Genomic DNA, 12,085 nt, shown 5'->3' with positions numbered 1-12,085 from the left:
CTCATCCGCACTTGTTCCAGACCCACTGCACCGAGCGGGGCACGCCCATGCTGACGTTGCCGCCCGACTTGTTCTTCGTGCATCCGATCCGGCCACCGCCGTAGTTCGTCTTGCGGTAATAGGCGATGCCGGTCGATCCGTCGGCGCTGGTGCCGTTGTTGTAGATCGATTTCGGAGCCGTTCCGTTCCTCATCCAGTCGCAGTCGATGTCGCCTTTGAAAGTGTCAGGGTCGGCGAATTCCCAGGTGCAGATCTGTCCCTTGAAGTCTTTCTTGGTGTAGAAGCAGGCCACCCCCTCGTCCCTGCAGTTGCTCGGGGGCGCCGCCGTGGCGGCCGCCTGCGCGGTGACGGGAATGAAGACCAGGAACGCGGCGACGCCTGCGATCATCGAGGCCTTGGTCAGCGACATGTTCTCTCCTTATTTGAGTTTCGCCCAGAAGGTGGGGTGATCTGTCCAGTCACTCATGTCGGAGACCCCGGTCTCGACGAAGGTTTTCGTGGTGATGACGTGCTGTTTTCCGCCATCGCTCCTGCGTGTGTGTCCCACCGCGCATTCCCTGAGCTTTTCCTGCTCCGCGAGGGCGTTCCACTCCAGGTTGAGGTCCCCGGCCACAATGAGCGGGGCGCCGTCGGCGAATGCGACGGCCTCTGTCATCAGCTCCACACATTGCTCGCCGGTGACCTTCAGCCGATGGATGTACTCGGCGCCCTTTTTCAGCTGATTGGTGTGCGCGGTGCACACGGTGCCCCAGGGCATTTTCCGGCAGCCCATGACACGTTGCTCATCAGAGCCGGTGTATTGAGCGGCGAACAGCTTCTCGAACCGGTAGGTCGAGTACGGCTTGCGCAGCGGCTCCCGCGTCAGAATGGCCGAGCCGTAGATCCCGCCACCGTTGCGGCCGCCCCCGCACTCATAAGGCTTGTCTCCTTTGTAGACCTGGAAGAAGGAGTCCCCCTGGAAGCCGATCCGCTCCTTGAGCCCGTTCAGGTCGTCGCTGCAGATCTCGTTGAGCGTGATCGCGTGCGGCTTGGTCGCGAGGTCATTGATCTTGATGACCGCTTGGTTGATCGTCTCTTTCGCCGGGTCCTGATTGGGCGCCTTCGGTTTGTCGGCCCAGCACGCCGCATGGCCGCTGTTGCACAGATTCATCTGCAGGACCCGCACATGCGGGTCGGGAGCGGCGGCCGCCGGCGGGGCGACGGCGAGCGGCAGAAGCAGAGTGAGCCCCGGCAGAAGTTGTCTGGGATTGGGCATGCTCCCCCTTTGGTTTCGCGGTGCCGCGTTTTGCGGCACAGCGAAATACTGCGGGGATCACCTCCCGCGGGGAACCTCGCACATCAGAGGACGGTCAGCAGCGGGCGAGCCACTGGTGAGAACGCGCCATGTAGGTCCCGGCGAGATTGCCCTGCGCGTGAACAGAGGTACAGCCTTTACGGCGCTGATGGTCGCGCTCCATGAAAAAGGCCAGGGCGTGGTAAGGGTCCAGCTCGTTCGCGTTGTTGAAAACCGACCTGATCGGCTGGGTCAGCGCCCATTCACAACGCCCCGGCCCGGCCGCCCAATCCTTACTGGCCTCAGTCCAGCTGCACATCTCACCCTTGCCGTCCTTCTCCGAGAAGAAGCACGCGCTGTTCGCCGGACAGCGGTAATACCCGGTCGCCCCCGGCGGCTCCCGCAGACCCCCGGCGCCGAAGCCCGCGAGCGCGCCGATGACCAGCGCGGCGGCGGTGATCGCCAGGAGCGGCGGACGCCGGCGCCGCCGCGGGCTGGTCGAGGCGGCAGCCGCCGCCACGCGGGGCAGCAGGGCCGCGCTCGGGTGCGCCGCGCGCTCCTCGTGGGTACGCGCCAGGCAGTCGCGCACGATCTGCCGCCAGGGCTCGGGAAGATCCGGGGACAGCCGCATCCGCTCGGCGCCCCGGCCGTAGGCCTGCACGGCGTCCCGGCGAGCGGTCGGCGTACCGCCGGGAAACGGGTGTGCACCGGTCAGGAGGAGATGGGCCATGATCCCGAACGCCCAGACGTCCGCGCTGGGCCGGATGACCTGGCCCCGCTCGCCGATCTCGGACCAGAGCAGCTCCGGCGCGGTGTAGTCAGGGGTGGAGAACGCGGGCGCGTACGCGTGTGTGCCCTCCATCTCGGCGGCCAGGTTGAAGTCGCCGAGCCGTACCGAACCGTCGGCCATGAGCAGCACGTTGCCCGGCTTGAGATCGCCGTGCACCCACCCGGCGGCGTGCAGGTCGGCCAGGCCCTCGCAGACCTGCGCGAGCACCAGCGGCGCGCCCGGCACCGGTGCGGGCGCGACGAGCGAGACGACGGAGATCAGCGCGTCCAGCGAACTCTCCGCGCGTTCCAGTACGAGGACGGTGGCGCCGTCGAGCTCCGGCTGTCCGGCGTCGTCGACGACCAGGGTCTGGAACATCCTGATCAGGCGCGGGCGGTGGACGGAGCGGTGGAGCTCCACCTCGCGGCGTACCAGGTCCTGGTAGTGGCGCAGCTGGCGTGGCGTGCCCGTGCCGGTGGGCAGGAACTTCAGCGCCGCCTCCGCGGGCAGGTCGTCCGACGCTCCCACCCGGTGCGCGAGATACACGCTGCTGAACGCGCCGGTGGCCAGCGGCCGGCGTACCTCCCAGTCGCCCACCCGATAGCCGGAAGGGACCGAGACGGCGAAGAGCCCGTCCGACCGCCCGATCACGACGCGCCCCCGTCCAGCAGCGCCAGGTCGTCCTCATTGACCAGGTCGAACCGCAGGGCCAGCGAGACGAGGCTCGCCTTCTTGCTGTTCACCCGTGAGCCGCGGTACGCGGTCTCCGGCGCCGGTTTCAGCCGTAACTTGACGGCCAGGTAGTCGATGTTCCACTGCACGGACGTCCGTGACACATCCGGCCATATGGGCCGTAAGCGCTGCACCAGCTGCTCCACGGTCGGCGGCGGCGTGTGCAGTTCGCCCCGCAGCCGCGACTCACCCAGCGCCACCAGAACCAGGAAGTACCGCGTGCCACGGTCCAGCGGGAACGCCGGCGCGGTCAGCGCACCCGCCAGCTCACGATCGTCCACGGTGCGGTAGTCGTGCCGCGGCGCCCACACGTCGAACCCGACCAGTTCCTCCCCTGCGGGCAGCACCACCCTGGAGAACTCGAACGGCACCGGCGCCTCCACCCGTCCGGGCGCGATCTTGATGTGCTCGCCCGCGCCCTCCGGGTTCTCCACCACGTACGTCTGGCGACGGCTCAGATTGCTCAGCGTCCAGAACGTGCCGGTCGCCGTGACCTCTCCGGCGACCCGGGACACCCCGCCATGAGCGATCATCAGCTGGGCGCCGGCCCCCGCCGGAGCCCGCCCGAAGACCAGCCTCTCTCCCTGCGCCAGCCTGATGTGCCCATCCGGCCCCGCACAGCCCGCGGGCACGACGATGATGCTGAACATCCACAGCCCCTTCCCCGTGTGCCGTGCATGCCCTGATCACCTACGGGCGCGGCGCCTCGGCCAGGTGCTGCTCACGGGCGACGGCTCGGTGGCCGGCCAGTCGCGCGAAGGGCTGCCCGCTCACGAGCAAGGGCTCCTTCACTCAGGGCTGGTCCGCTTCAGAATAGCCGCGGAGATCGAACGCGCCACCGTTCGGCCCAAAGCCCGCCGACCCGGGCGGGTCATGCTTCAGCCATGCGGATGTCGCGGAACCAGACGGCGTCGCGATTCCGCAGCCCGATGCGCCCGTCCTTCAGCGAGCGCGACAGAAGTCCGTCCTCGCCCCAGGTCAGGCCCCTCGCCGCACACCACCGCCGAACTCCCCATTTCGGCCCCTTTCCCCTCCTGTCCCCGTGGGACAAAATCAGTGTTCTCCGCCGACCGTCGGCATGGACAAGGGGATGATCGCGTGTCCGAGCCCGGTACGGCCCCCACCCCGGAGCGGACTCCCGCCTGGCGCTACGCCATCGGAATGTTCGGCACCTCGATCCCGATCAACATGATCAAGGGATCGATGATCTTCTTCTATGTCGACATCCTCGGGCTCGACGTGCGCGCGTACGGCGTGGTCATGGTCATCTACGCGGTCATCGACGCGCTCGACAACCCGCTGCTCGGCCACCTCTCCGACCGCACCAGAAGCCGGTTCGGCCGCCGTCGGCCCTGGCTGGTGGTCGGCGCGCCGCTGCTCGCGGCCTGCATGATCGCGTTCTTCTCCGCACCGACCTCGCTGGAGGGTTTCGGCCTCGTGCTGTGGTTCGCGGTGTTCGCGATCCTGTGCGAGGCGTTCGACTCGATGCTCAACGCCAACTACGGCGCCCTGCTCCCCGAGCTCTACCCGCGCGAACGCGACCGGGCCGTCGCCAACAGCCTGCGCCAGGGCTTCCAGCTCGTGGCACTGGTGATCTCGCTCGCGGTCACCCCGTTGCTCACGACGCAGGTGTTCGGCACCGAGGAGTCCACCGAAGGCTTCCAGATCACCGCGATCATCTACGGCGCCATCGCCGTCGTCGTGATCGTGTTCATGGCGCTCAGCGCCCGCGAGAACCCTCGCTACTCCACCCGGGAGAGGCTGCTGCCCAGCCTGTGGTCGATCATCCGCAACCCGGTCTTCTGGAAGGTCGGCCTCACCGGCGCCTGCTACGGCGTGGCCATGGCGCTCGTCCTGGCCGGAATCCAGCTCTACGTCCGCTACTCGCTCGGCCTCCCCGTCGCCAACGCCCTCTACCTCCAGGGCATCGTCATCCTCATCTCCGCACTCGGCCTCGTCGTCTGGACCCGCGTCGTAGCGCGCCGCGGCGCCCTGTGGACCTGGCGCCTCTCCTTCGCGATCCTCGCGATCAGCTTCGCCGCCCTGTTCTTCGCCACCGACCTCATCACGGCCGTCGCCGCGGGCGCGCTCGTCGGCGCCGGATGGTCGGGAATGCTCGCGACGAACGACCTCATCGTCGCCCGCGTGCTCGACGCCGACGCCGCCCACAACGGGGAGCACCGCGAGGGCCTCTTCCTGTCCGCGTTCGGCTTCTTCGGCCGCCTCAACGGCATCGTGACAGGCCTCGCCCTGACCTCGCTCGGCGTGTTCTTCGGCTACAACTCCGGCGACGACCCCGGCACGGACCCGGGATTCGCGTTCCGCGTCTACTTATGCGTCTACCCGTTCGTCCTGACGACGATCGGCGCGGTCGCCGCCCGTTTCATCTCCATTCCCCTCGAACCCGCACCCGAACCCGAGGTGAAGGAAACCCGATGACCCGCAGCGTCATCCACCCGAGCCCCGCGTGAAGAAACCCCGATGACCCGTCGCGTCCTCCACCCGAACCCCACGTGAAGGAAACCCGATGACCCGTCGCGTCGTCATCACCGCCGACGACCTGGGCCGCGAGGCCGGAACGACCGAGGTCATCCTCGCCCTGCTCGCCGAGGGCCACGTCAGCGCGACAACCCTCATCCCCGTCACACCCGTCGCCAAGCAAGCCGCCGACCAGATCCGCGCCCTCGGCGTCGTCCCCCGCCTGCACGTCACACTCACCAGCGAGCACGGCCTCCCCCGCTGGCGCCCCCTCAACGGCGCCGCCAGCCTCACCGACCCCGACGGAACCCTCACCGACGACCCCTTCACTCTCGGAGCCCGCGGCGAGACCGAGGACGTCATCCGGGAAGCGGACGCCCAGTTGCGCTGGATGCACGACCGCGACCTCACGCCCGTAGCCGCCGACTCCCACTCCGGCACCTTGTACGGCCTGCACGGCCGATCATGGCTGGCCCCGGCGCTGGAGTGGTGCGCGCACCACGGCCTGGCCTTCCGGCTGCCCCGCGACGCCGGGCCGTACTTCGGCGGACCGCTCCCGCCGGAACTGGCGGCGGCGCACGAGAACGCCGTCGCCCTCGCCGACACGCTGGGCGTGGCCATCCCGCAGACGATCGCCACCAACCGGCAGACCTTGCATGAGCTCGGTTCCTATAAGCGACTGCGGGACGGCTATCTCCGCCGGCTCGCCGACCTTCCTGAGGGGACCAGCGAGTTGTTCCTGCATCCGTCCCATGAGGACGCTGTTAGTGGGCCGGACGGTGTGCTGCGTGCTTGGGAGACGCGGCTGCTGCGTGATGCCGCTTGGCACAAGGCCCTTGAGAGCGAAGGGGTCGAGGTGGTTGGGGGCTGGTGGTGAGGCTGCGTCGTGGGGTGATTCGTTACGTGAGCTCCCGCGCATAGCGAGGACCGACGCGGATTCAACTCCAGCGTCCGCCGCTTTCCTCGTCTCCATCGCATCATGCGGACCCTCTACCTCCTCGACTGCCTAGCGCCGTGACCGGAAAGGTTCACCGGGTTCGTGATTGCGGGCCGGTGAGGGACGCCACGCACGGTGTGAGCATCCAGACGAACTCGTCTCATGGGATCATCTGGCGGTGACATCGAGGCCGTGGAAGGACAGATTGGTGGTCACCGCCGTCATGCTGGCGATCTTCGCTGTCCTTGGCCTAGCGGTACTCCTGTGCGTGTTCATCGTCTTCAGCGTCGATTTCGAGTGATCAGGGACATGGCGTTGGCGCAAACCTGCCGTATCCCGTCCTGGCTGCCAGACACGGCATGCATTGCCCCGGGACGACCACCCTTTCGGATGACGCCGGCGAACGGGCGAAGCGCTGGCGCAGCTGTCGCAGTACGTCGAGCGCGAGTACGCCGGCGAGCTCCTGTCTGACGGCCGCGGCGGCATCGGCTACCTCCTGAAGGACCGGATCGGCCGGGTGGCCGAGTTCATCGATGCCCTGCCCGTGTCGCGGCCGACGGCACCGCCATGGACCCCCATGCGCCGCGACGTGACCTGACCAGGTCCCGCGGATTGCAGGAGGCCCCAGCCGTGTGGAATCCGATCACCGCCCGGCGTCGATGAGGTCGTGGGCCTTGGCCTGGATCTCCACTGGGGTGAACAACGGCATTGGAATGGAGATCCGCACCCCATTGCGTCGCTGGCGCCAAGCCCGAATCCCCAGGCGAATGAGCCCGATCAGGGCCAGGACCAAGGATGACTTCACCGAGTCAATAGCGATCTGGTGGGCGAGTTGGGCTCCAGCCCGGCGATTCAAATGTCCGGAACCGGCTGTTGTCACGAACCGCCGTAAGCCGCTCCTGCGGGTGGTTCAGAATGGCTGTCAGCCAGGTGTCAGCACGAAGTGCCGCGCCTGCGGCAAGGACGAGCCCGTGCAGCAGGTCCACCGTTCGCTTTTCTGGAGCCGGCGGACTTCCGCCGAGCTCCGCCACCGTTCAGCGACCTCACGGGCGCGGCCGGTGAACTCGTCGACAGCGACCAGCGCTCGGGCGGAACCACAGGCCACCGCGAACACGAGGAGCACCACGACCGGAAAGATCCGCGTATCTGCTTAAGGCCTACGCCGAGTTCTCGGCGCCGACCGGCCGGGGGCGTGTCAGCCGCGCTGGGCTTCGGGTTCGTGGGCCGCGGCCCATGTCCTGGTATCGAAGCCTTTTGCGATCAACCAGATGGCCAGGACCAGGCTTTGGAGAGCCAGTGGCGCATTGATGGCCAGGTAGACGGGCGTGACGACATCAGTCAGACCTACCAGAACCAAGAAGCTGGCCAGGATGGCCGACCCGGCCCCGGCAAGGCCCCAGACGGACAGCCAGCGGGGGACAAGCCTCGATCGGTACAGAATCCCGAACAGCAAGAGATCCCCGAGACCCAGCGAGATGATCAGCGCGACATGGTTGACGAAGTCGCGCGCGGTCCGAAGCAGTTCGCCCAGGGTCTCAAGGTGAGCCGCGCCCGAAGCGCCGGCTTGGGCGAATTCCTGACCCAGCACCAGGAACAAGGGCAGGAGAATCACGCCGATGAAATGGAACGTCGCGGCGATCAGCCTGAATCCGAGAAATCCCAGGCTGAGCGTTTCATTTACCTTTCTCAATGTGGGGTACAGGCACAGCGCGAACCCGACATAGGCCGGGATCATGACGAACTGAGAAACGGCGCCGACGATGATCTGGTTCTCGTGTGCCGAGATGAGAGCCAGGTAGTCCGATTCTTCGATGACGGGAACGACACTCAGCATTCCCGCGATCATGCCCACGATGACCAGCGCGCCGGCCATGGCGACTGCGCGCCTGTTTACCTTCATGGCACTCTTCTCGCATATGTCGAAGCAGGTTGGCCTCACCCTTCACTTACACCGTAAGGGCAGGTGATGCCGACCTTACCCTTACACAATAAGGTTCGCAAGGCGTCCTCCGTGGAAACCAGCGCGGGGACATGGGCGAGCGCGGGGCGCCGAACTACAGGCCGGTGCCAGGCGCGGCCGCGAGCGGGTCATCGGCCGCGACGGTCACCCGGGCGTGCGCCTGAACCCAGTTGGCGAGGCCTGCGCGGGCTGCGTGCAGCAGCGCGATGCCGGTCGCGCCCTTGGACAGGGACTGGGCGCGCCAGCGCGGGCTCAACGGATCATTGTCGAGGTCGCTGCTGGGCGGGAGGTACGGCGAGCGCGCCGGCGATCTGCTCCGCCGTGGCTGCGGCTCGTTCGACGACCCCTCCGCGCAGGGTCCGGCCCATCATCCCGGACATCACCCGGGCCGTCGTCTTCATCCTTGGGTTCCTCTCCAGCGGGCCTGGGCCAGGGCGATGGAGCGGCCTCGGCTGGGAAGCACCGCGCAAGCCGCGCGCCGAAGGCGCGCACGATCAAGCGCCCGAGCGAAGCGAGGACCACAGACCTGGGTGGGCTCCAACTGCCCAACCACCTAGTTGGGCAACGGGTGGGACGCCAGAAGAACGCGCGAAGCACCATGCCCTTGGCCAGAAAGAACGCCCGACCGGAGGGAGGACCTGCAGGGGTCGAGCTTCAGCTCGACTGGAGAAACGCCTGGAACCCACACGCGCGAAGCGCACCAAAGGTGAAAGACCTTGTCTGTGGAGCTATGGGGATTCGAACCCCAGACCCCCTCCATGCCATGGAGGTGCGCTACCAGCTGCGCTATAGCCCCATGCCGCATCACGGCACCGCATCAGTGTATCCGACTCCCAGACTCCCCGAGTTCGGGATTAGCATGCGTCACCGGCTTGCTACCGTGCGTAACGTGACGACTGTGGAGGCTGTGCCTTTGACGGCGCGGTGTGCGCGTATTTTCTCCGGGCGGGAGCATGCCCTGCTCGGGATTAGCGCTATGAATGGATATTTCAGTCTTGGGGCTATTACGGGGCTGCTTGGGTGGGCTCGGGGGTACTTCAGGCGGGTTGATGTGCTTGTGCCTGGTATCGAGCTGGCCGGGACGCTTGCCGCCCGGGGGGATCTGCCTCCGCACAAGGCCAACAAGAAGGCCCGTGCGGCGATCAACAACACGCGCAACCGTGTGCTTCATGCGCTTTCCGCCCTCGAAGCGGCCGATGTCGGTGTCTACTCCTGGACCGATCTGCACGACCGGCCCGCCTACACCGGGCTGCGGCGGCGGCTGGATGAGCTCTACCTGGGCGATTCCGTCTTCCGGGAGCTCTGCGACGCCGCGCTGGAGCCTGTGCTCGGGACGTCCCGGCCCACTCCCGATCAGGTCCGCGAGGCCATTCCGTTCCTTTTGTCGGAGTTGCCGCTCATGCTGGACACTCCGGCGATTTTGGAGACGGAGTCGTCGTTGTTCTGCTATCCGCGAATGCTCCCGGTAGCGAAGTGGCTTTATGCCGGGATGATGCCGGTATATCCGAGCGCTGGTCAGGGAATGTTGACGACTCGGTTGACAGGTATTGATGCAGGTGAGAACCATTAGTCCTGAGTCATTTACCGGGGTGGGGCGGGGCGGCCATGGATCCTCACGCGCGTAACGCGGGGTATGCATTCGACAGTAGTGACATGGGTCACGACGGGTTCCTCGACGAGCACGACATGATGCTCGTCGGCGTCGCCGTCTGTGATCGGCTCAGCGTTCCCGAGCCGTCCGAGCAACGCGACGCCGTCGTCGCCGCCTACCGCCAGGCCTGGCAGCACGCCGTCGATCTCATCGGCACCGACGACCAAGGGCGCATCAGCCGCGCTTCCTATGTACGGCACGCGATGCGCCCCTCCTCCGGCCGCATGACCTTCGTGGCCCGGATCGTCTGGCCCATCGGCGACGCCCTGTGGGACGCCCTGGACACCGACGGCGACGAGCAGCTGACCCGGGCCGAGTATCTGCGCCTGTTCGCGGCCTACGACGTGGCCGGCCGTACCGCCAGAGAGGCTTTCGAGCGGCTGGACGGCAACCGCGACGGCCGGCTGTCGAAGGACGAGTTCGCGCAGGCCCTGTACAACTTCTACTACGGCCGCGACCCCGAGATCCCGATCTTCGGCCGCCCCGGATAAAAGACGCCCCCGGATAAAGGACGCCCCCGGACAAGAGACGCCCCCGGGCAAGGACGCCCCGAGCGAACGGTCAGGCCACCTCCGCCGCCTTGCCGATCAAGGTTGACAGCTCGGTCACCATCGGGTCCTCCGCCGCCGTCGACAACCGCCCCGCGTGCTGCCCCAACGTCCGAAGGTTCAGGCCGAAGGCCTCCCGGTCCCGCATGTACACCGCGAACGCCGCAGCCACCACGTCCACCTGCAGCCGCACCGGCGCCTTGCTCCAGAGGTCGCCACTGAGGTCACCGACGTCCACGGTCCGCCCGGCCTCGGCCGGATTGCGCGTGTCGGGATCCTGCCAGCGCACCGAAGCCGCCGCGAGCTGACCGGCGGCCCCAGGCTTGAGCTTGACGGAGTACAGGGCCGTCACCGAGTGCCCGGGACCGATCTCGCCGCCGTCCTTGCTGTCGTCCCGGAATTCCTCGGCCGCCAGCGCCCGGTTGTCGTACCCGATGAGCTGGTAGGACTCCACCGCGCGCGGGTTGAAGACGACCTGGGCCTTGGCGTCGCGGGCGCGGAGTTCGATGGTGGTGGTGAGCTGCTTGCTGAAGATCTTGGCGGCGTCCTCCTCGGTGCTCATGTAGACGGCCGCGCCGTCGGCGTTGTCGGCGAGCTGCTCCATGAGCTCGTCGCCGTACTCGCGCCCGACGCCCACGGTCAGCAGCGTGATCTGCTTGCCCGCCTGCTCCTTGACCTTGTCCAGCAGCGACCGCCACTGGGTGTCGCCCTGGTTGGCCAGGCCGTCGGAGAGCAGGATGACCCGGTTGGTGGCGGCGGAGCGGAAGGCCTTGGCGGCTTCGTCGTAGCCGAGGCGCAGGCCGGACTCCAGGTTGGTGCCGCCGCCGATGGACAGGGAGTCGACGGCCGCGTGCAGTTCGTCGCGGGAGACGAGCGGGGTCATGGAGGCCAGCAGCGTGCCCTGGTCGCTGAAGGACACGATGGACACCTGGTCGCCGGGCGCGAGCTGGTCGAGCAGCGTGTGCAGCGACTTGCGCACGAGGTCGAGCCGGCCGGGCTCGTCCATGGAGCCGGAGACGTCGACGACGAAGGTGAGGTTGGCGGGACGGCGGGCGGCCGCCTCCGAGGCGCGCGTCTGCAGCCCGACGCGGACGACCGCGTTGTCGCCCTCGCCCATGCGGGCGCCGTCGACGTGCACGGTGAAGCCGTTGTCGGCGGGCTGCGCGTAGTCCTGGCGGAAGGAGTTCACGAACTCTTCGGGACGGATCTGGCCCGGTTCGGGCCAGCGTCCTTCCGCGAGGGTACGGCGGGCGTACCCGTAGGAAGCGGTGTCCACGTCCAGCGCGAACGTGGAGACCTGGGCCGTGGTCGTGTCCGAGTCGGTCCGGGTGGCCGCGGGCCGGGGCTGATCGGGAGACGAGTTCTGCCGGGGCGCGACCTGCGGGGGCGCCTTGGCTTCGGATCCCGAGGAGCCGCCGCCGGGCCCGCCGCACGCGGCCAGCAGCAGCACCCCCGCCAACCCGAAACCCACCGCTAAAGGACGAAATTTCATGGATAACCACCTCCACGCCCTATGACGGACCCGCATAACCGCTGGCCGGGCCGGTGACGCAAGCGAGCGCAAACCGTGTTCACCACGTGATCGGTGTTTTCGAACCGTGACCCGTTGTGCCAGGCCAGGGCGGTCCGGTAGGCATGGATGCCGTGCGCGTCTATTTAGGACTGGCCGCAAAAGGCCGGACGATAGATCCTCGTATCCTCGACCGGGCCAGGTCCGTTATCGAAACGGCCTTCCCC

At 67.5% G+C, this 12,085-nt stretch carries 12 protein-coding genes, 1 tRNA gene and 1 pseudogene; 5 read left to right on the top strand and 9 right to left on the bottom strand.

Going from position 1 to position 12,085, the window contains the following annotated elements; translation table 11 throughout:
- Position 1: 1 nt before the first annotated feature.
- The 4 genes from HNR40_RS46215 to HNR40_RS46200 form a co-directional block, all read right to left on the bottom strand.
- A complete protein-coding gene (locus HNR40_RS46215; protein WP_184973334.1) occupies positions 2-409 on the bottom strand; it encodes a peptidase inhibitor family I36 protein in 408 nt (135 codons plus the stop codon).
- A gap of 9 nt (positions 410-418) precedes the next feature.
- Positions 419-1,255, bottom strand: coding sequence for a hypothetical protein (locus HNR40_RS46210; protein ID WP_184973332.1), 837 nt, complete (start codon positions 1,253-1,255; stop codon positions 419-421).
- Between the two features lie 94 nt (positions 1,256-1,349).
- On the bottom strand, positions 1,350-2,693 hold the full coding sequence (locus tag HNR40_RS46205) for a serine/threonine-protein kinase (protein WP_221341643.1): 1,344 nt from the start codon (positions 2,691-2,693) through the stop codon (positions 1,350-1,352).
- A complete protein-coding gene (locus HNR40_RS46200; protein WP_184973330.1) occupies positions 2,690-3,424 on the bottom strand; it encodes an FHA domain-containing protein in 735 nt (244 codons plus the stop codon). The genes HNR40_RS46205 and HNR40_RS46200 overlap by 4 nt, the downstream gene beginning before the upstream one ends.
- 448 nt (positions 3,425-3,872) lie before the next feature.
- Between HNR40_RS46200 and HNR40_RS46195 the strand changes: the two genes are divergently transcribed.
- From HNR40_RS46195 to HNR40_RS55655, 3 genes and pseudogenes are all read left to right on the top strand, one after another.
- Entirely contained in the window at positions 3,873-5,213 is a 1,341-nt protein-coding gene (locus HNR40_RS46195) for an MFS transporter (RefSeq protein WP_184973328.1), read from the top strand.
- An 88-nt stretch (positions 5,214-5,301) separates the two neighbouring features.
- On the top strand, positions 5,302-6,129 hold the full coding sequence (locus HNR40_RS46190) for a ChbG/HpnK family deacetylase (protein ID WP_184973326.1): 828 nt from the start codon (positions 5,302-5,304) through the stop codon (positions 6,127-6,129).
- Between the two features lie 460 nt (positions 6,130-6,589).
- Positions 6,590-6,792, top strand: a pseudogene (locus HNR40_RS55655) (DNA-binding response regulator); the annotation flags it as partial.
- Between the two features lie 592 nt (positions 6,793-7,384).
- Here the strand turns inward: HNR40_RS55655 and HNR40_RS46185 are convergent.
- The 4 genes from HNR40_RS46185 to HNR40_RS46170 form a co-directional block, all read right to left on the bottom strand.
- Positions 7,385-8,089 carry a DUF4386 domain-containing protein gene (locus HNR40_RS46185; protein ID WP_184973323.1) on the bottom strand — a complete coding sequence of 235 codons (705 nt, stop codon included), beginning with the start codon at positions 8,087-8,089 and terminating at the stop codon, positions 7,385-7,387.
- Between the two features lie 154 nt (positions 8,090-8,243).
- Entirely contained in the window at positions 8,244-8,405 is a 162-nt protein-coding gene (locus HNR40_RS46180) for a hypothetical protein (RefSeq protein WP_184973321.1), read from the bottom strand.
- A gap of 4 nt (positions 8,406-8,409) precedes the next feature.
- On the bottom strand, positions 8,410-8,550 hold the full coding sequence (locus tag HNR40_RS46175; RefSeq protein WP_184973320.1) for a hypothetical protein: 141 nt from the start codon (positions 8,548-8,550) through the stop codon (positions 8,410-8,412).
- 322 nt (positions 8,551-8,872) lie between these two features.
- Positions 8,873-8,945: transfer RNA gene (locus HNR40_RS46170), tRNA-Ala, on the bottom strand.
- Positions 8,946-9,038: 93 nt separating this feature from the next.
- Here HNR40_RS46170 and HNR40_RS46165 point away from each other — a divergent pair.
- Positions 9,039-9,719 (top strand): tRNA-dependent cyclodipeptide synthase, encoded by a 681-nt coding sequence (locus tag HNR40_RS46165; protein WP_184973318.1) that lies wholly within the window; start codon positions 9,039-9,041, stop codon positions 9,717-9,719.
- Positions 9,720-9,802: 83 nt separating this feature from the next.
- Entirely contained in the window at positions 9,803-10,291 is a 489-nt protein-coding gene (locus tag HNR40_RS46160; protein WP_184973317.1) for an EF-hand domain-containing protein, read from the top strand.
- 70 nt (positions 10,292-10,361) lie between these two features.
- Here the strand turns inward: HNR40_RS46160 and HNR40_RS46155 are convergent, their stop codons facing one another.
- Positions 10,362-11,840 (bottom strand): vWA domain-containing protein, encoded by a 1,479-nt coding sequence (locus HNR40_RS46155; protein WP_184973315.1) that lies wholly within the window; start codon positions 11,838-11,840, stop codon positions 10,362-10,364.
- Positions 11,841-12,085: the final 245 nt, after the last annotated feature.

The organism is Nonomuraea endophytica (assembly GCF_014203235.1).
GTDB classification, from domain to species: Bacteria; Actinomycetota; Actinomycetes; order Streptosporangiales; family Streptosporangiaceae; genus Nonomuraea; species Nonomuraea endophytica.
This window is presented reverse-complemented; position numbering and strand designations above follow the sequence as displayed.

Bases quoted from the DNA above. Each gene is read 5' to 3' on its own strand.
- HNR40_RS46160 (WP_184973317.1), top strand. From the start codon at position 9,803: ATGGGTCACGACGGGTTCCTCGACGAGCACGACATGATGCTCGTCGGC.
- HNR40_RS46200 (WP_184973330.1), bottom strand. From the start codon at position 3,424: ATGTTCAGCATCATCGTCGTGCCCGCGGGCTGTGCGGGGCCGGATGGG.
- HNR40_RS46190 (WP_184973326.1), top strand. From the start codon at position 5,302: ATGACCCGTCGCGTCGTCATCACCGCCGACGACCTGGGCCGCGAGGCC.
- HNR40_RS46185 (WP_184973323.1), bottom strand. From the start codon at position 8,089: ATGAAGGTAAACAGGCGCGCAGTCGCCATGGCCGGCGCGCTGGTCATC.
- HNR40_RS46155 (WP_184973315.1), bottom strand. From the start codon at position 11,840: ATGAAATTTCGTCCTTTAGCGGTGGGTTTCGGGTTGGCGGGGGTGCTG.
- HNR40_RS46175 (WP_184973320.1), bottom strand. From the start codon at position 8,550: ATGAAGACGACGGCCCGGGTGATGTCCGGGATGATGGGCCGGACCCTG.
- HNR40_RS46210 (WP_184973332.1), bottom strand. From the start codon at position 1,255: ATGCCCAATCCCAGACAACTTCTGCCGGGGCTCACTCTGCTTCTGCCG.
- HNR40_RS46215 (WP_184973334.1), bottom strand. From the start codon at position 409: ATGTCGCTGACCAAGGCCTCGATGATCGCAGGCGTCGCCGCGTTCCTG.